The organism is Agrobacterium albertimagni AOL15 (genome assembly GCF_000300855.1).
Taxonomy (GTDB): domain Bacteria; phylum Pseudomonadota; class Alphaproteobacteria; order Rhizobiales; family Rhizobiaceae; genus Allorhizobium; species Allorhizobium albertimagni.
Genome location: NZ_ALJF01000003.1, coordinates 89,782 through 106,915 on the forward strand (window position 1 = coordinate 89,782; position 17,134 = coordinate 106,915).

Annotated in this window: 17 protein-coding genes; 10 read left to right on the forward strand and 7 right to left on the reverse strand. The window is 62.9% G+C overall.

Annotated features, from left to right (window positions below):
• The first annotated feature begins 2 nt into the window (after window positions 1-2).
• The 5 genes from QWE_RS03640 to QWE_RS03660 are packed head-to-tail and all read left to right on the forward strand — an operon-like array spanning window position 3 to window position 5,982.
• A complete protein-coding gene (locus QWE_RS03640; RefSeq protein WP_006724724.1) occupies window positions 3-911 on the forward strand; it encodes a carbohydrate ABC transporter permease in 909 nt (302 codons plus the stop codon).
• 4 nt (window positions 912-915) lie between these two features.
• Window positions 916-2,028 (forward strand): ABC transporter ATP-binding protein, encoded by a 1,113-nt coding sequence (locus QWE_RS03645; protein ID WP_006724725.1) that lies wholly within the window; start codon window positions 916-918, stop codon window positions 2,026-2,028.
• A 34-nt stretch (window positions 2,029-2,062) separates the two neighbouring features.
• Window positions 2,063-3,319: an ABC transporter substrate-binding protein gene (locus QWE_RS03650; protein WP_006724726.1), complete on the forward strand. Its 1,257-nt coding sequence runs from the start codon at window positions 2,063-2,065 to the stop codon at window positions 3,317-3,319.
• A gap of 11 nt (window positions 3,320-3,330) precedes the next feature.
• Complete coding sequence (gene pglA, locus QWE_RS03655) at window positions 3,331-4,842, forward strand: polygalacturonase PglA (RefSeq protein ID WP_006724727.1); 1,512 nt, start codon at window positions 3,331-3,333, stop codon at window positions 4,840-4,842.
• A 6-nt stretch (window positions 4,843-4,848) separates the two neighbouring features.
• Window positions 4,849-5,982: a glycoside hydrolase family 88/105 protein gene (locus QWE_RS03660; protein ID WP_006724728.1), complete on the forward strand. Its 1,134-nt coding sequence runs from the start codon at window positions 4,849-4,851 to the stop codon at window positions 5,980-5,982.
• Between the two features lie 52 nt (window positions 5,983-6,034).
• Here the strand turns inward: QWE_RS03660 and QWE_RS03665 are convergent, their stop codons facing one another.
• Both QWE_RS03665 and QWE_RS03670 read right to left on the reverse strand, forming a co-directional pair.
• The gene (locus QWE_RS03665) at window positions 6,035-8,449 is read right to left on the reverse strand and encodes a YbcC family protein (protein ID WP_006724729.1); all 2,415 of its coding nucleotides are present in this window, start codon (window positions 8,447-8,449) and stop codon (window positions 6,035-6,037) included.
• A gap of 4 nt (window positions 8,450-8,453) precedes the next feature.
• Window positions 8,454-10,028, reverse strand: coding sequence for a proton-conducting transporter transmembrane domain-containing protein (locus QWE_RS03670; RefSeq protein ID WP_193353702.1), 1,575 nt, complete (start codon window positions 10,026-10,028; stop codon window positions 8,454-8,456).
• 133 nt (window positions 10,029-10,161) lie between these two features.
• On the opposite strand from QWE_RS03670, the gene QWE_RS03675 reads away from it, so the two are divergent.
• The 5 genes from QWE_RS03675 (at window position 10,162) to QWE_RS03695 (ending at window position 13,460) form a co-directional block, all read left to right on the forward strand.
• The gene (locus tag QWE_RS03675) at window positions 10,162-11,058 is read left to right on the forward strand and encodes a LysR family transcriptional regulator (RefSeq protein ID WP_006724731.1); all 897 of its coding nucleotides are present in this window, start codon (window positions 10,162-10,164) and stop codon (window positions 11,056-11,058) included.
• A gap of 45 nt (window positions 11,059-11,103) precedes the next feature.
• Window positions 11,104-12,093 carry an NAD(P)/FAD-dependent oxidoreductase gene (locus tag QWE_RS03680; protein WP_006724732.1) on the forward strand — a complete coding sequence of 330 codons (990 nt, stop codon included), beginning with the start codon at window positions 11,104-11,106 and terminating at the stop codon, window positions 12,091-12,093.
• 3 nt (window positions 12,094-12,096) lie between these two features.
• Window positions 12,097-12,528 carry a DUF3429 domain-containing protein gene (locus QWE_RS03685; protein WP_006724733.1) on the forward strand — a complete coding sequence of 144 codons (432 nt, stop codon included), beginning with the start codon at window positions 12,097-12,099 and terminating at the stop codon, window positions 12,526-12,528.
• Window positions 12,529-12,636: 108 nt separating this feature from the next.
• Window positions 12,637-13,269, forward strand: a complete 633-nt coding sequence (locus QWE_RS03690) for a sigma-70 family RNA polymerase sigma factor (RefSeq protein ID WP_006724734.1) — start codon at window positions 12,637-12,639, stop codon at window positions 13,267-13,269.
• Window positions 13,266-13,460 carry a zf-HC2 domain-containing protein gene (locus QWE_RS03695; protein ID WP_006724735.1) on the forward strand — a complete coding sequence of 65 codons (195 nt, stop codon included), beginning with the start codon at window positions 13,266-13,268 and terminating at the stop codon, window positions 13,458-13,460. The genes QWE_RS03690 and QWE_RS03695 overlap by 4 nt, the downstream gene beginning before the upstream one ends.
• On the opposite strand, the gene QWE_RS03700 is transcribed toward QWE_RS03695, so the two are convergent.
• Genes QWE_RS03700 through pcaD form a run of 5 tightly spaced genes read right to left on the reverse strand, consistent with a single transcriptional unit; the run spans window position 13,461 to window position 17,110 of the window.
• Window positions 13,461-14,510 (reverse strand): 3-carboxy-cis,cis-muconate cycloisomerase, encoded by a 1,050-nt coding sequence (locus tag QWE_RS03700; RefSeq protein ID WP_006724736.1) that lies wholly within the window; start codon window positions 14,508-14,510, stop codon window positions 13,461-13,463.
• Window positions 14,511-14,532: 22 nt separating this feature from the next.
• The gene (gene pcaG / locus QWE_RS03705; protein WP_006724737.1) at window positions 14,533-15,147 is read right to left on the reverse strand and encodes a protocatechuate 3,4-dioxygenase subunit alpha; all 615 of its coding nucleotides are present in this window, start codon (window positions 15,145-15,147) and stop codon (window positions 14,533-14,535) included.
• Entirely contained in the window at window positions 15,147-15,896 is a 750-nt protein-coding gene (gene pcaH, locus QWE_RS03710; RefSeq protein WP_006724738.1) for a protocatechuate 3,4-dioxygenase subunit beta, read from the reverse strand. Before pcaH ends, pcaG begins: the two co-directional genes overlap by 1 nt.
• The gene (gene pcaC / locus QWE_RS03715; RefSeq protein ID WP_006724739.1) at window positions 15,889-16,308 is read right to left on the reverse strand and encodes a 4-carboxymuconolactone decarboxylase; all 420 of its coding nucleotides are present in this window, start codon (window positions 16,306-16,308) and stop codon (window positions 15,889-15,891) included. Before pcaC ends, pcaH begins: the two co-directional genes overlap by 8 nt.
• Window positions 16,301-17,110, reverse strand: coding sequence for a 3-oxoadipate enol-lactonase (pcaD, locus tag QWE_RS03720; RefSeq protein WP_006724740.1), 810 nt, complete (start codon window positions 17,108-17,110; stop codon window positions 16,301-16,303). The genes pcaC and pcaD overlap by 8 nt, the downstream gene beginning before the upstream one ends.
• Between the last annotated feature and the right edge of the window lie 24 nt (window positions 17,111-17,134).

Below are 17,134 nucleotides of genomic sequence, written 5' to 3' on the forward strand. Positions count from 1 at the left end.
TCATGACAGACCACGCCCTTCCCCCCTATGCCGCTGGCATCGAAGAAGCCGACAAGGCCCACCGCCGCGATCTGCGCCGGCAAAAGATCACGACCGTCTTGCGTTATGCTGTCCTGACAGTGGTTGGCCTGATCATGATCTACCCGCTTGTCTGGCTGATCGGCGCCTCGTTCAAGACCAATTCCGAGATCTTTGCCAATCCCGGCTTCTGGCCGGAGAACCCGACGGCTGACGGTTATATCAGGGGCTGGCAGACCTCGACGCCCTATACCTTCGGCACCTTCTTCCTGAACACGCTCTGGATCGTGCTGCCCAAGATCATCGGGACGGCGATCTCCTGCACGGCGGTGGCCTATGGCTTTGCCCGCTTCGATTTTCCGTTCAAGAAGCTGCTCTTCGCGACCCTCATCGCCACGCTGCTGCTGCCGAATGTCGTCACCCGCATTCCGCAATATCTGCTGTTCCGCGATCTCGGCTGGCTCGATACCTACCTGCCACTCTGGGTCCCCTCGGCCTTTGCCGGCGACGCCTTCTTCGTCTTCATGCTGGTGCAGTTCCTGCGCGCCATTCCGCGCGACATGGAGGAAGCAGCCCGTGTGGATGGCGCCAATACCTGGCAGGTCCTCGTCTTCATCGTCATCCCGCTGCTGATGCCGGCGCTGATCTCGGTCTGCCTCTTCCAGTTCATGTGGACGATGAACGATTTCCTAGGACCGCTCATCTACATTTCCTCCGTTGAGAAGTTCCCGGTGTCGCTGGCGCTGAAACTCTCGATCGACACAACGGAGGCCTTCGAATGGAACCGGGTGCTGGCAATGTCGGTGCTGACACTGCTGCCCGCCCTCACCGTGTTCTTCCTCGCCCAGAAATACTTCATCGACGGCATCTCCGCCGGCGGCATCAAGGGATAAAACAATGGCCCGGTTGCAACTGAAAAACCTCGAAAAAGACTATGGCTCGTTTCGTGCCGTGCATGGCATCAACCTCGATGTCGAAGACGGCGAGTTCATGGTTCTGGTCGGCCCCTCCGGCTGCGCCAAGTCGACGACGCTGCGCATGATTGCCGGCCTCGAGCGGATCACAGGCGGCGAAATCCGCATCGGCGGGGAGCTGGTCAATGACCGAGCCCCCGGTGATCGCGGCATCTCCATGGTCTTCCAGAACTACGCGCTCTATCCGCATATGAAGGTGAAGAAAAACCTCTCCTTCTCCATGCGCCTCAAGCGCCGTCCGCAAGTGGAAATCGACGAGGCAACCGACAAGGTGGCCGGCACGCTGGAAATCGGCGCCCTGCTCGACCGGTTGCCGAAGCAGCTCTCTGGCGGCCAGGCCCAGCGCGTCGCTGTCGGCCGCGCGCTGATCAAAAAGCCGCAAGTCTTCCTCTTCGACGAGCCGCTGTCGAACCTCGACGCCAAGCTGCGCGCCTCGATGCGCGTGCGCATCACCGACCTGCACAAGCAGCTGAAAGCCGACGGCATGGCCGCGACCGTCATCTACGTCACCCACGACCAGACCGAAGCCATGACCATGGGCGACCGGATCTGCGTCATGAAAGACGGGCACATCATGCAGGTGGCCGACCCGGTGACGCTCTACAACCGCCCGGCCAATGCCTTTGTCGCCGGCTTCATCGGCAGCCCCGAGATGAACCTGATCGCCGCCGAACTCTCCGGCAATGGAGAGTTGGTGACAGCAGGCCAAACACTGTCGATTACGGATGGCCTTGCTCAGCGACTGCATCGCGATGCCGCGCGCGAGGTCACCATCGGCATTCGTCCGCAGCATCTCCGGATCGCGCCGCCCGAGACATCGGGCACGCTGTCGGGCCGCATCAGCCATGTCGAGTTCATGGGCCACGAGGTCTATCTCTACGTGGACATCGGCGGCGAACGCGTCATCGCCGTCGTGCCCTCCAGCCAGTACGACAGGTCGCAGATCCGCGACGACCATGTCTGGCTGAGCCCGGACATCCGGTCCGCACACATCTTCAACCGCATGACAGGCGAGAACATCTCGCTCGCCGACTGAAAGCCGTCATTGTTCCAACTTGGGAGGAGCCAGAATGAGAACCTTGATCATGACCGCCGCACTTCTTGCGGCAACCAGCCTGACCGCAGCCAATGCCGCCAATCTTCGCATGTCCTGGTGGGGCAGCGATGATCGCCATATCGCCACGCAGGAAGCCTTGAAGCTCTGCGGCGGCAAGTTCGGCCATACGATCTCGCCGGAATTCACCGGCTGGACCGGCCACCAGGAAAAGATCACCACGCAGCTCGCCGGCCGCACCGAAGCCGACATCATGCAGATCAACTGGCCCTGGCTGCCGATTTTCTCGAAAAACGGCGACGGCTTCGTCGACCTGAACGAGTTCAAGGACGTCATCGACTTGAGCCAGTGGTCGGAGACGGACCTGAAGGGCGGCACCGTCGAGGGCAAGCTGAACGGCCTGCCCGTCTCGACCACCGGCCGCGTCTTCATGTTCAACAAGACCACCTATGACAAGGCGGGCCTTGCGATCCCGACCACCTGGGACGAACTGCTTGCCGCAGCCCCCGTTATGAAGGAAAAGCTCGGTCAGGATTATTACCCCTTCGAAGGCACCGCGCTGGACGCGCGCCTCGTCGTCATCCTGCGCACCACGCAAAAGACCGGCAAGGACCTGATCGACCCGGCGACCAATCAGGTTGCCTGGACCGTGGAAGAACTGGCCGATGGCCTGCAGTTCTACCAGACCATGGTCGACCAGGGCGTCATCAAGTCCTGGAAGGACGTGGCCGCCGGCGGCAATGCGCCGCTGCATGAAAACCCGGCCTGGGCCGCCGGCAAGATCGCCGGCACCTATCAGTGGGACAGCACCTACGGCAAGATCTCCGGTCCGATGGAAGAAGGCCAGCAACTCGTGCCCGTCAAGCTCTTGCAGATTGAAGGCGCGACGACCGAAGGCGTCTACCGCAAACCATCGATGCTCCTGGCGATCTCCAGGAACAGCAAGGAGCCGAAGGCCGCCGCCGAGATCGTCAACTGCCTGTTGAACGATCCGAACGCGATCAAGCTTCTGGGCGCGACCCGTGGCGTGCCTTCGAGCAAGATCGCGCTCGAAGAACTCTCCAAGGCCGGATCGATCGAGCCGGTGCAGGTTGAGGCCAACAAGATCGTGCTGGAAAGCAATGGCGTCGGTGTCTCGCCGCTCAACGAACATCCGCGCGTGACGGAAGCCTTCGACAGCACCTTCGAGGCCTTTGCCTATGGTCAGGCTTCGGCCGAAGACGCAGCCGCCGAGATCATCGACGGCATCAACAGCGCACTCACCGGCATCTGAGGAGGACGATCTTGACCGACGGCCCCATCCAGCTGCTGCATCTGTCGTCAAGGACGGCAACACTGTCGATCGAGGCGGACAGGCATCTGTTCGCCCTCGACCGGGCGTTGCCCTGGGTGCTGCAGCTGGCTGACGGCACGACGCTCAAGACGGGCAGTGCGACCTCGGTCGTGCTGTCCCTCGATGGTCTGGAACCGAAGAGCGAGTACCGCTTCTCGACCGCGATCGGTGGGATCACCTTTCGAACAGCCGACGAAACGGCCCTGGTCGATATCCGCGACCACGGAGCGCGACCAGATAGCAACGACAATACCACGGCGATCCAGTCCGCGATCGCTGCGGTGCCGGCGGGTGGAACACTCCGGCTGCCCGCCGGCTCCTGGACTTCAGGCCCGCTTTTCCTGAAGAGTGACATGACACTCTTGATCGAGGAAGGCGCTGTCCTGCAGGACAGCGGCACCCGCGAGGGACGACGGATCCTGTCGTCACGCCACCCGGAGGGACGCGTGCTCGGCACCTGGGAAGGCGTCGCGGAAGCTTGTTTCGCCAGCCTCCTCAACGCGATCGATTGCGACAACCTGACGATCTGCGGACAGGGTATTGTAGACGGCGGCGGCGATCGCGGCGACTGGTGGACCTGGCCGAAGGAAACCCGCGACGGCGCCCGGCGCCCGCGCACGATGTTCCTGTCCGGCTGCCGTCATCTGACGATTGCCGGCATCACGGTGCGCAATTCCCCTTCCTGGACTGTCCATCCCGTACTCTGCGAAGACGTGCTCGCGGTCGGACTGACGATCCGCAACCATCCCGACTCTCCGAATACCGACGGGTTGAACCCCGAATCCAGCCAGAACATTCGCCTTGTTGGCCTCGACATCTCCGTCGGCGACGATTGCGTGGCGATCAAAGCCGGCAAGCGCGATCCGCGCGGCGGTCCGGATCGGCCGACCCGCAATGTCGAGATCCGCAACTGCCTGATGCAGCGCGGCCATGGCGCGGTGGTCATGGGCAGCGAGATGAGCCAGGGGATCAGCGACGTCTCGATCAGCCGCTGCCATTTCTTCGGCACCGACCGGGGCCTGCGCATCAAGACCCGGCGCGGCCGAGGCGGCACCGTCTCCAAGATCAGCGTCCATGACTGCCGGATGGAGGATGTCGCGACCCCGATTGCTGTCAACGCCTTCTACTTCTGCGATGCCGATGGCCGCTCCGACTATGTCCAGTCCCGCACCGCCCTGCCCGTCTCCCTCACCACGCCGAAGATCGAGGGCATCGATATCCGCAATCTCGAGGTTTCAGGCGCGGAAACGGCGGCAGCCGTCTTCTACGGACTGCCGGAATCGACCATCGACGCCGTGTCGATCGACGGCATGAGCATCGCCTACAGCGCCGATGCGAAACCCGCCGTGCCGGAGATGGCCTGCCATCTCCCGGAACTGCGCCACGCCGGCATCATTGCCGAGAACACCAATTTCAGCCGGATTGTCGGCCTCTCACCCGCATCCATTCACCCGGACCCATGAAGACCAATGCTGATCTCCTATTTCGACGACTATGCTCGCGACTATGAACCCTATAAGGCCGGTGCCTGGTGTTATGAGGACGGCTGCCTCTATCGCGGCCTGATCACGCTGCATGAGGCGACGGGAGATCGGCGCTGGCTCGACCATCTGACCCGGCTCGTCGATGCGCAGGTGGATGCCGACGGCGGTCTCGCCGACTACCGGATCATCGAATTCAACATCGACAACATCCTGCCCGGGCGCGCGCTGTTTTACCTCCATCGCCTGACGGGAAAGGCCCGTTATCTGGAGGCCGCCAGGCTCCTTGGAAGGCAACTCACACACCATCCCCGCATCGCCAGCGGCCCCTATTGGCACAAGCTGCGCTACCCGCATCAGGTTTGGCTGGATGGCCTCTACATGGCCATGCCGTTCAAGATCGAGCTCGGCCTGGCACTCAGTGATCAGCGCCTCGTGGAAGATGCTATCGCCCAGTTCAACTCAGCGATCGACCTGACATTCGACGCAGCCTCCGGCCTCTATCGCCACGGCTATGACGAGTCACGTCTGCAGGATTGGGCCGACCCCGACACCGGCCTGTCGCCGGCGCATTGGGCACGATCGATCGGCTGGCTCGCCATGGCCTTCGTTGACGTGATCGAACATCTGCCCGAGGGCGAAACGCGCCGCGACCTGTCTACACGTCTGATTGCGCTGAACGACCGGCTTGCCGCGCTGGCGACGAAAGATCATCGCTGGCTGCAGGTGATCGATGCGCCCGAGGCAACGGGCAATTACCCCGAAAGCTCGGCAACGGCGATGTTCGCCTACGCCCTGCAAAAGTCTGAGCGCCTGGGGATCGACCAACGCGGCGATCTCGGGCGGTCGGCGCTGCTGGCTCTCGCCAACCTCGAAGTCCGTCCCGTCGCGGGCGGACGGCGACAATTGCACAACATCTGTTGCGTCGCGGGCCTCGGCCCCTTCCAAGGCATCTATCGCGACGGCAGCATTGCCTACTACCTCACCGAAGCCATTCGCCCCGACGACATCAAGGGTGTAGGTCCCCTGATGATGGCTGAGGCCGAACGTCTGCTGGCAGAAAGCACCACTTTTTCCCGACAGAACGAGAGCCAGCGGCGGCCGGCGGTGAACGCCGTCTGATGCACAGGAGATGGACCGCCGGCGTCTGTTACCGACGGTCCTGCCCTAAAGCTTAGCTCGCGGCCTTCTGCTCGACACCTGATGCTGCACCCTGCCGGACATCCGTCCAGCCGAGATTGCCGGCATAGCGCCAGGCCATTTGGCCCTGCTCGTCGAGCGCAAAGAGGCTGAGCCAGCCATTGTCGAACAGCGCCCGCACCTGCGCATGCCGCTTCAGGATGTCGGTGATTGCCTCCTTCGGCGCCTCGACGGCAACCGTCAGACGCAGTGGCTCGTGGACGAAATTCTCTCCGTCGTGGACCGACTGCCAGGGGAGCCCGGCCCGCATATTGCCGCCATTGCCCTCGACGACGCCGATGCCGCCGACGACATTGTGCAACAGCTTGTTGCCAGCACCAAAGAGCGACGGCGCAACCGACGAGCCGAAATACTGCAGGCTGATCCAGCTCGCGACGACCACGGGAGCCGTCAGGATCAGTTCGAGGATCTTGAAGCCCTCGTCCTTCTTCCAGACATAGTCGTGCAGGAAGGCTTGGCCCTCCAGCGAGCGTCCTGTAGTCCGCGAGCGCGGTGCCGCGATAAAGGCGCGGCAGCCGGCAAGCCCGAGCTCGGGCCGGACTTCCGACCAGTCCTTGCTACGCGCGATGACACTATCGCCTGTCGCCCGCGGCAGCCGCCGCGCCCGCTCCGCCCGCGTCAGGCTGCCGGCCTGGGCAAGCCATTGGCGGATGCGAACGATATCCTGCGCTGCGAGGTCGTTCTCCAGATCGTCTTCGAACAGCGTCACCGTGTCAGTGGTCGTATCATGCAGGCCACCGAGGAAGACGGTATCGGTCGGGATGGTGATCCCGATCAATGCCAGCTTCTCGCGCACGGCCTGGTCGTTCAGCAGATCGGCCAGCAGGCGCGCGTTAACGTCGCCCGCGTAGCCGCCGCAGGCGCCGCAGTGAAGCGCACTGGCATAGGGGTTGTTGACCACATTCGCTCCATGACCGGAGATGAGCACGAAGCGGCCAAAGCCTTCCGTCAGCGACATCGCCTTGAGCACGGTTTCAGCAACCACCGCCCGCGTGTCGAGATCGAGGCTCGGGGCAAAGCGCGGCTTGGCCGCATCCGGACCCTTGCCCTTGCCGAAACCCAGACCGTCGCGCATCAGCTTGCCGGCATAGACGGGGCCCATCGCTTCCACGAAGGCAAAGGAAGAGACGGCAGCCAGCTTGAAACGACCCCAGGCACGGGTGGCGCGCGCGCTGAACCGAGCCTGCTGATCGGCATCCTCATCGTGATCGATGGCGCTGCAGCTGAAGACGGAAGGCTTCAGGAGGACCGGCAAGCGACGCTCTGATACGTCGGAGGCAAAGCCCTTGTGGCTTGCACCAAGACCGAAGAAGCCGGCAAAGCCGAGCGTGCGAACAGCAGGATCAACGCTTTCGAGCGCGCGGCGGAAGACTTCCGAGCGCACGTCGATGCAGAAGGCCGCCTGCAGGACTGGCCGCAACTCAGCAACCTTGATCGGCGAGGGTGCAGCAAGCGTAGCCGCAAGCTTCCGCTGCGCCGCGCGCTCGGCAGCGACCTGCAGCAACCCGTCCATGACGGTATCGAAATCGGGACTGACCGGCTCGACATGGGCGCGCCGTACCTGCTGCCACTCGCTTTCGATGGCGGTCTTGTGCTGGGCGTAGAGCGCCTCTTCGAAGACCAGCCGGATCGCCAACAGTTCAAGCGCGGTGCTATCTGCTCGCCCCTCGACCTCCGCCCCGAACTGGATGTGGCGCGCATACTGCGCCCAGCCCCCGACGGTCAACAGGAGCTGATGGAAATAGGTGCCGGGCTCGGCACCAAGGCCGAGGGAGACAGCCGCCCGTTCGATCGCCGCATATGGTGTCTCCGGCGTTTCGTCGACATGGATGCTGAAGCCTTTCAGGCCCAGGATTTCCGGCGTCAGGTCGTGGGTCGCAAAGGCACGCCAGGCGGCGTAGAGACCGTTGCGCCGGGAAGCAGCCCAAAGGGCCTGCCCCTGATCGAAGAAACCGGCCGCAAACGTGCCGATCCGCTCGGAGACGAGCCCCGGCCAATCCTTGCCCGTGGCCCGCGCGGCAAGTTCAGCGATCGTCGGGAGTGCCACAACCGGCTGCAGCTCCTCGCCAACAGCAGCCTTGAGCGCCGGCAGATCGATGCGGTTGAAAAGCGCGCTCGACTGGAGCGCTGCCGCCAGATCCTCATCCGTGATCTCGCCCTTGTCGATCTGGTCGGCATAATGCTTGCGCGGCAGGGCGAGCCGGACGCCGCCAATCCGGGCGAGCCGGGCTGCGGTGTTGTCCAGTGTTTCGCTGATCTGGCCGAGGAAGGGATTGACGGCAACGGTCGCCGTCAGCGGCCAGGCTGGCGGGATCGCCCTCACGGCCTGATCTGCCGCGCGGGCAAGCGCTTCGCCATGCAAGGTGTCGATCGTGGTCATATCGGTCATCGGTTCACTCCTTGATGGAAGCAGGCGTTGCGGGGGTGGAGCGCGGAAGCGTCCAGCCACCGAGCAGGCGATCGAAGAGGGCATTCACGTAGAGGCCGTTGGCGAGATGGACGCGCAGGCCCGCCGCCGCCGGATGATAGGCCCAGAGCGGGAAGAGCGACTGGGCGACGGCGACGACCCCGAAGGTGACGACGGCCAGCAGCATCAGCGTCCACTCAAGCGGCCCGGGCTGCGGGGTTGCGGGCAGCGTGCCGAGCATCAGCTTGTCGGAGATGCGCTGCAGGGCGAAATAGGCCGTCGCCGCCGAAATCGCGTAGAGCGAGGTTCGCCAGGTCAGCGCCCGGGGAGCCGCATCCGCCAACCCTTGAGCGATCAAGTAAGCGACGCCGAAGATCAGGATTGCACCAAGCGCCAAAGCCTGCGGCGGCTTGTCGGCAAAGCCGAAGAGCACACCGATGACGGCATAGATGGCAAGCGCCAGCAGGAAGGCGCGCCCGACCGCCTTGGCATTTGGGATCGCGACCGAACCCGGGCGCTTGATAGAGGCGACCTTTTCGATGGCCGAGCCGGAGGCGAGGAAGGCATGTGCCTTGTAGAGCGAATGGGCGACGATGTGCAGCAGCGCAATCGGGAACAGTGCCAGGCCACATTGCAGGATCATGAAGCCCATTTGCGCGACCGTGGACCAGGCGAGCGAGGTCTTCACCGCTGACTGGGTGAGCATCACGAGACTGCCGAACAGCGCCGTGAAGCCACCAACCATGACCAGCACCGCCAGTACCACAGGCGCCTGCAGCATGACATCGGCAAAGCGGATCAGGAGGAAGCCGCCAGCATTGACGACGCCGGCATGCAGCAGAGCCGAAACCGGGGTCGGCGTTTCCATCACTTCCGTGAGCCAGCCATGGGTCGGGAACTGCGCAGACTTCAGAAGTGCGGCGACAGCAAGGAGCGCTGCGGCAGCGATCGTCAGCGGCAGCCCCTCGCCTTCCCGCGCAGCGGCAAGGATGGTGGCGATGTCACCAGTGCCGAAGGAAATCGCAAGCAGGATGACGGCGCCGATCAGCGCGGCATCACCCGTGCGCGAGACGATGAACTTCTTGCGCGCGGCCCGCTGGGCAGCGATCCTGTCAGGATAGAAGAGCAACAGCTGATGCAGGAGCAGGCTGGTGGCGATCCAGCCGATAACGAGCTGGAGCAGCGTACCTGACTGGACGAGCAGAAGGACGGCAGCGAGGGTTGCCGTCATCCAGCCGGTGAACGGGCCCTGCCGCTCTTCCCCGTCGAGGAAGGTGCCGGCATAACGCAGCACCACCCAGCCGATGAAGGATACGAGCAGCAGCATGACAAGGCTGACAAGGTCAAGCCGCGAGGCCAGCGCGAAGTAGCTGTAGCCGATTGCCGGGCTGGTTCCCGACCCCTGCAGCACGAGGACGACAGCGGAAAGGATCGCGACGATGATCGAACCGAGAGCCGCGAGTTCGGCAACGCGGATCGCCTGACGCGGGCGAAGCCCTGGAGCCTTGAATGCGTAATAAGAAGCACCGGCAAGCAACAGCGGTGCGAAAAGCGGCAGCATGTGGATCACGTGATATCTCCAGGCTGGGCCGCTGCTTGGGAGGAGGCAGCGGCGATCTCACGGACCTGTTATCAGCGGCGTGATCTCAATAAAAATTCATTGTTTCTCTCAATTCGTTCTATAAAATAGAACTATGGCTGATCTGAACTACCACCACCTCCGCTATTTCCGCGCCGTCGCCCATGACGGCAACCTGACCCGCACGGCCGAACGGCTGAACCTGTCGCAATCGGCGCTCTCCATCCAGATCAAGCAGTTGGAGGAGCGGCTCGGCCATTCTCTCTTCGAGCGTCGTGGACGACAGCTCTATCTGACCGAAGCGGGACGCATCGCGCTCGACCATGCCGACACGATCTTTTCGGCCGGCGAGGAACTGATCGAGACGCTGAAAGAAACCGGAAGAACCCGCCGCGCCATTCGTATCGGTGCGCTTGCTACGCTGTCGCGCAACTTCCAGATGGAGTTCCTGCGCCCGATCCTGGGCCGCTCCGACGTCGATATGATCCTGCGCTCCGGCAGCACCAGCGAGCTTCTAGGCGCACTCGAAGCACTAAACCTAGACATCGTCCTGCTCAACCAGGCGCCGATGGCCGATTCGGTCACGCCCTTCATCGCCCAGCATGTCTATCAGCAGCGAGTGAGCCTGATCGGCAAGCCGTCCTATGGCAAACCGGGCGCGAAGCTCGCAGACCTGCTCACCGAGCACCCCGTCATCCTGCCGACGCTCGAAAGCGGCGTGCGCTCGCAGTTCGAAGCCCTCGTCGCACGCCTCGGTATAACGCCGCAGATTGCGGCTGAGGTGGATGACATGGCGATGATGCGTCTGCTGGCCCGAGAGGGTGCGGGCCTTGCCGTTCTGCCGCCGATCGTCGTCAAGGGCGAACTGGAGGCCGGAACGCTGGTCGAGTTCGACGCCCTGCCCGGCATGATCGAATCCTTCTTTGCCGTGACCGTGAAGCGGCGTTTTCCGAACCCGCTCATCCGGCCACTGCTGGAAGCAAGCGAGGACGGTAAAACCGCTGGCGCCTGAACAACGTAAAGCTCAAGCGCATCAAGCATTTGAGAAGGGGACCGCGTGAAGACATCCATCGCCATCATCGGAGCCGGCATTGCCGGCATCACGCTTGCCCGCAATCTCTCAGCTCACGCCGACGTCACCATCTTTGAAAAGAGCCGGGGTCTCGGCGGCCGCATGGCAAACCGCCGTCGCGAAGGGTTTTCCTTCGACCATGGCGCCCAGTATTTTACCGCGCGCTCGCCGGCGTTCAAGGCGGCAGCGGAACAGGCCGTAGCACAGGGCCATGCCAGCATCTGGCCAAAGGCCGTTCATGCGCTGAAGGCAGACGGCCTTGTGACAGACACCCGCCCGACCGAGCCGCGCTATATCGGACTCCCCGGCATGAGCGGGTTCGCGAACGGCTTGGCCGAAGGGCTTGATATCCGCAAGGAAGCGACCGTCGCGCGCCTTGCTGCCTCCAGGGATGATTGGGTCCTGACCGACAACGAGGACAAAGATCTTGGCCGTTTCGATCTTGTCATCTCCACCGCCCCCGCTCCGCAGACCATCCGGCTGATGCCGGAGGCTTTTTCCGCCCATGCCGCCCTGAAGGCCGTGGAGATGAGTGGCTGCTTCACCCTGATGATCGGCCTCGACGCACCGCTGGCCCCCGGCTTCGAGGCCGCCCGCATCGAAGATCATGTCCTGAGCTGGATTGCCGTCGAGGCAAGCAAGCCGGGTCGATCCGAAAAGACCGCGCTCACCATCCACAGCCGAAATGATTGGGCCGAGGCCAACCTGGAGCGCGACCGCGGCGAGGTACAGGCCGAGATGCTCGAGTCTCTAAAGCGACTTCTCGGCAGGGACTTCTCCACGGCCGCCTGGCTCGACCTGCATCGCTGGCGTTACGCGAATGTCGAAAAGCCGGCTGGCCAGCCTTTTCTCTTTGATCCAGCCCTCGGCCTCGGCGCCTGTGGCGACTGGTGCCTGGGCAACCGTGTCGAGGCGGCGGCCGAAAGTGCCACGGCCCTGTCAGAAATGCTGATCGCCCGTCTGCAAGGAGCCTGACCGATGTATCGCGACCCCGCACTCACCAAATTTCTGACTTATGCTGGCGCCCTGCCCTTCTGGGCGCTGGGACTGGCCCAGGTGCTCGGCTTCCAGCCCGCACTCGCCACTCAGGCTTTTGTCGCCTACGGCACGGGCATCGCCTGCTTCATGGCCGGAACGCTCTGGAGCCAGGCACAGATCAAGGCAGAGAAACCACAGCTGATGCTCGTCGTCAGCAATGTCGCGGCCCTGGCCGCCATCGGCGCACTGTTGCTCCTTACGTCTCTCCCCACTCTGACGATGGCGCTGCATATGGCCGTGTTTCTCGCGCTCCTTGCCAGCGATCTGGCCTTCCATCGGAAGGGCGATCAACCCGATTGGTATCTGGCGCTTCGGCGCAATGTCACGCTGCTCGTGATCGCCGCCTACGCTGTGGTGATGATCCTGACATGAGATTTTTTTATTCCATGCTGTAAGATCCCCTGGGGAGCCGCGACAAAAGAGGGCGTGCTGTGTGGCACGCGAGATCTTGACAGTGCGGACGACGTCCGGGGGATCACCATGGTGAATGCGGGTGAGCAGGAAGCGAATAGTGGAAACGGTGCTGCGGCCCCTTTTCTCGCCGATGCTGTTTACATGGCGGAACTGCGCCAGCGCATGCTGAAATTTGCGAGCCTTCAGCTTGCCGATCCCGGCCTTGCCGAAGATGCGGTACAGGAGGCGCTTGCGGGTGCGCTGCGCAACGCCAAGGCCTTCGCCGGGCGGTCCGCCTTTCGCACCTGGGTCTTCGCCATCCTGCGCAACAAGATTGCCGACCAGATCCGTTTCAAGCGCCGCCAGTCCCAGATGATCGCCATGCCGCTTGGTCACTTCCCGGACGAGGATGAGCCGCGCTATTTCGACGCCAAAGGCCACTGGGTGCCGGAAAACAGGCCGAGCGACTGGGGCAATCCGGAGGTCGAACTCTTGGGCAAGGATTTCTGGCGGGTCTTCGAGGCCTGCCTCGATCATTTGCCCCCCGACCAGGGCCGCGTCTTCATGATGCGTGAATTCGTCGAGATGGAGACATCGGAGATCTGTGCCGAGATCGGCATCACCACCACCAACATGCATGTCCTGATGCATCGCGCCCGGCTGCGTCTGCGCAATTGCCTCGAAGGGCACTGGTTTGCACCGGAGGAGAGCCTGTCATGATGTGCGAAAATGCCACGAAACTCGCCTCGGATGAACTCGATCGACGCCTGTCAATTGGCGAGACCTTGCGGCTGCGGCTGCATCTATTCGGCTGTGACGCCTGTTCGGGCTTTGTCCGGCAGATCGGGATGATACGCAAGGCGACCCGCCGCTATGTCGCGACCGACGCATCCGACGCGGATGAGCGCTGATCAGCGCTCGCCAAGGTCCTCGATCGACAAAAGCAGATCGGTTGCGAGCCTCGTCGCAGCACCCGTCGCAATCGCCATCTGCGGCAGGATCATCCATTCGAGCGTCCAGGCAGCTCCCGACCGCTCCTGCTCATGGACAAGTGCCTGATGCAGGCCCGAAATCTGGACGGCATTGAACCGGGCGAGCGTCACAAGCACTTCCGCCTTCACGGGATTGCGCTTGTGCGGCATGGCCGAGGACGCACCGCCGCCGCCGATCACCGCGGTGCCATTGTCCGCCATCAGTGCCAGATCCTGACCGATCTTGCCGAGGCTGCCGGTGATTTGAGCCAACAACCCGCCGATGTCCGCGATGACGCTGCGCTGGCTGTGCCATTGCGGGCGGTCAGCGAGCGAGAGCAGATCGGCAAGCCGGCCGCGCACGGCAAGCGCCTTGTCGCCAAGCTTTTCGAGCGTGCCGGCAGCCCCGCCGAATTGCAGAGGCAAACCCGATTCCAGCATGCCCTGAACGGCCGCTTTGTGGGCGACCACCGGCGATTTCCAGCTCGTCAGACGATCCGAAACCGTGATCGGGATCGCCGCCTGCATCCGCGTGCGGCCCATCAACGGCTTGGCACCAAAACGCGTATCCAGACCGTCGAGTGCTGTGGCCACGGCTGCCAGTCGTTGATCAAGGATCGAAAGCACAGCCGTTAGCCGCAGCATCAGCCCCGTATCGATGGCATCCTGGCTGGTCGCACCGAAATGCAGAAGTTTTCCATGTTCACCGAGAGCGGCACGCCATTGACGCACGAGATCGGGAATGACCACGCCATCGCGGCCGATCGACTGTTTCAGGGCATCGAGATCGGCCAGAAAGACCTCCGGCAGAGCCGCAATTGCGTGTGCAGCCTCAGCAGGGATCAACCCCTCCGCGGCCTCCGCCTCGGCAAGTGCCACCTCGAAACCGAGCATGGCTGAAAGCTCGGCTGAGGCCGAGAACTGCGCTCCGATCTCGTCATCGCCCAGAAGGCCTGACACGATCGGATGGTCGAAGGCGGATGCGGTCATGCAGATATCGATGCCCTTCTTCTCAGATGTCGAAGAAGACCGTCTCCTTCTCACCCTGCAGGTGGATGTCGAAGTGATAGGTCGAACTATCACGCTGCGCAATCAGCGTCGGCACGCGCACGCGGTGCTCGATGCGGGCCAGAATCGGATCCTCGGCATTGGCCGTCTCTTCGTCGCCGAAATAGAGGCGCGTGTTGAGGCCGAGATTGATGCCGCGCGCGACGATCCAAAACGAGATATGCGGCGCCATCAGGCGACCATCGCGGAACGGCACACGGCCCGGCTTGATCGTCTCGAAACGGTATTCACCGGTCGTGAGATCGCAGGGGCAGCGTCCCCAGCCAGTGAAGTTCGGATCCGCACTGCCGCGCGTCTCGGACGGACTGTTATAGAACCCGTCGGCATCCGCTTGCCAGATCTCAATCAGCGCATCCTTGAGCGGCGTGCCGGAGCCATCGATGACACAACCGGTCACGGTGATACGCTCGCCGCGCGTCTTGTCGTTGACCATGGTGGTGCCGAGATCGACGGGATAGACGCCCTTGATGTCGGCGAAGTTCGGCGTAAGGCCGATGTGGACGTAAGGGCCCGCCGTTTGGCTGGCGCTTTCCTTGAGGTAGCCGAGATCCTGGACCATCAGTTCCCCTCCATCCGGTTTTCAAACAGGGTCGAGCGGCGACCGCGCAGAACAATGTCGAACTTGTAGGCGCGGGCATCCATCGGGATGGTTGCCGACCAGTCGAGGGCTGCCACAAGCTGCTCGATCGCCGCACGATCCGGGATCGTCAGCACGATCGGACACTTCCAGATCATCGGATCGCCCTCGAAATACATCTGGGTGATCAGACGCTGCGAAAAGCCGTGACCGAAGATCGAGAAATGGATATGCGCCGGCCGCCAGTCGTTGACGCCATTAGGCCAGGGGTAAGGACCGGGCTTGATGGTGCGGAACGCGTAATAGCCGTTCTCGTCGGTGATTGTGCGCCCGCAGCCGCCGAAATTCGGATCGAGCGCTGCCAGATAGCTTTCCTTCTTGTGCCGATAGCGACCACCGGCATTGGCCTGCCAGAATTCGACGAGAGCCCCCGGAACCGGCCGTCCACGCTCATCGAGCACACGGCCATGCACGATGATGCGTTCGCCGATGGCGCTCTCGCCGGGCTTGGCGAAGTTGTGGATCAGGTCGTTGTCGAGCTCGCCGAGCATGGAGTGGCCAAAAACCGGGCCTGTTATCTCGGACTTCGTGCCGTCAAGCGACAGAAGCGCCTTCTGCGGCGAGCGCAGGACGGAGGTCTTGTAGGTCGGGGTATAGGCCGGCGGATGCAGGTTGCGGTCGCGCGCAAAGAAGGCGCCCGTTTCCGGCTTCTTGTTCGAAAGATCAGTCATGGCTCCCTCCCCCGGCCTCGCCGGCATCCATCTTATCAAACACGTGCTTGGCGATCTTGAAAGCCCTATTGGCGGCGGGAACGCCGGCATAGACCGCGACATGCAACAGCGCTTCGGTGATATCCTCACGGCTCGCACCGGTATTGGCGGTAGCGCGCACATGCATCGCGACTTCTTCGTCGTGGCCGAGGGCTGCCAGCAGTGCGATCGTGATCATCGAGCGTTCGCGCGGGCTGATCCCGGGACGTGACCAGACAGTGCCCCAGGCCCCCTCGGTGATCATCTCCTGGAACGGCTGGTCAAACGGCGTGGCCGAGGCCGAGGCTCGATCGACATGGGCGTCGCCCAGCACACGGCGGCGGGTTGCCATGCCCTGTCGATAGCGATCTGAAGGACTGCGGGCATCAGCCATGGGCTGCCTCTCCTGAAATGACGGGCGTGAGAAAGGCCTCGATAATGGTGGTGAGCATTTCCGGCTGCTCGACACAGGGAATGTGTCCAGCGTCCTTGATGACTTCATAGCGCGCGCCGGGCACGAGCTTGGCAAGCGACAGCATGAGATCGGGTGGCGTTGCCCCATCCTGATCGCCGACGACGCAGAGCGTGGGAACTGCGATCTGGCGGGCAGCAGCCGTGTAGTCGGCATCGCGGATCGCAGCACATGTGCCGATGTAGCCGTCGACCGGTTGGCGGAGCATCATGTTGCGATAGCCGGGGAAGGCCGGATCGCTGTTGCGGAAGGCCGGCGTGAACCAGCGCTCCATCACACCATCGACGATGCAATCAAGACCACCATCCTCAATGGCTGCGATGCGGGCAGCCCACATCTCCGCCATTCCGATCTTGTGGGCCGTGTCGCAGAGGATGAGCGCCCTCACCAGATCAGGTCGACGCGCATAGAGCCCTTGCGCAATGAGACCGCCCACGGAAAGCCCGCAGATGACGGCATTGCTGACCTTCAGATGCTCCAGCAACCCGATGAGATCGTCGACATGGTCATCGATCGTATAGGGCGCCTGCCCGACATCAGAGAGACCATGGCCGCGCTTGTCATAGGTCAGCAGCGGATAGCTGCCGGCGAGCCGGACGATCACGTCGCGCCAGATGCGAAAATCGGTGCCCAGCGAATTGATGAAGACGATGACCGGCTTGTTTCCTGGCCCACCGATGATCTGGTGATGCAGGCTGACGCCGTTGACCTGAACGAACTGCACGGGTTCCTCCTCCGTTATCTGCAT

What these genes read in the sequence shown, in the direction of transcription:
- pcaH (WP_006724738.1), bottom strand. Translation starts at nt 15,896, where the DNA reads ATGACTGATCTTTCGAACAAGAAGCCGGAAACGGGCGCCTTCTTTGCG.
- QWE_RS03640 (WP_006724724.1), top strand. Translation starts at nt 3, where the DNA reads ATGACAGACCACGCCCTTCCCCCCTATGCCGCTGGCATCGAAGAAGCC.
- QWE_RS03660 (WP_006724728.1), top strand. Translation starts at nt 4,849, where the DNA reads ATGCTGATCTCCTATTTCGACGACTATGCTCGCGACTATGAACCCTAT.
- QWE_RS03700 (WP_006724736.1), bottom strand. Translation starts at nt 14,510, where the DNA reads ATGACCGCATCCGCCTTCGACCATCCGATCGTGTCAGGCCTTCTGGGC.
- QWE_RS03695 (WP_006724735.1), top strand. Translation starts at nt 13,266, where the DNA reads ATGATGTGCGAAAATGCCACGAAACTCGCCTCGGATGAACTCGATCGA.
- QWE_RS03665 (WP_006724729.1), bottom strand. Translation starts at nt 8,449, where the DNA reads ATGACCGATATGACCACGATCGACACCTTGCATGGCGAAGCGCTTGCC.
- QWE_RS03650 (WP_006724726.1), top strand. Translation starts at nt 2,063, where the DNA reads ATGAGAACCTTGATCATGACCGCCGCACTTCTTGCGGCAACCAGCCTG.
- QWE_RS03690 (WP_006724734.1), top strand. Translation starts at nt 12,637, where the DNA reads ATGGTGAATGCGGGTGAGCAGGAAGCGAATAGTGGAAACGGTGCTGCG.
- pcaG (WP_006724737.1), bottom strand. Translation starts at nt 15,147, where the DNA reads ATGGTCCAGGATCTCGGCTACCTCAAGGAAAGCGCCAGCCAAACGGCG.
- QWE_RS03685 (WP_006724733.1), top strand. Translation starts at nt 12,097, where the DNA reads ATGTATCGCGACCCCGCACTCACCAAATTTCTGACTTATGCTGGCGCC.
- QWE_RS03675 (WP_006724731.1), top strand. Translation starts at nt 10,162, where the DNA reads ATGGCTGATCTGAACTACCACCACCTCCGCTATTTCCGCGCCGTCGCC.
- QWE_RS03670 (WP_193353702.1), bottom strand. Translation starts at nt 10,028, where the DNA reads ATGCTGCCGCTTTTCGCACCGCTGTTGCTTGCCGGTGCTTCTTATTAC.
- QWE_RS03645 (WP_006724725.1), top strand. Translation starts at nt 916, where the DNA reads ATGGCCCGGTTGCAACTGAAAAACCTCGAAAAAGACTATGGCTCGTTT.
- pcaC (WP_006724739.1), bottom strand. Translation starts at nt 16,308, where the DNA reads ATGGCTGATGCCCGCAGTCCTTCAGATCGCTATCGACAGGGCATGGCA.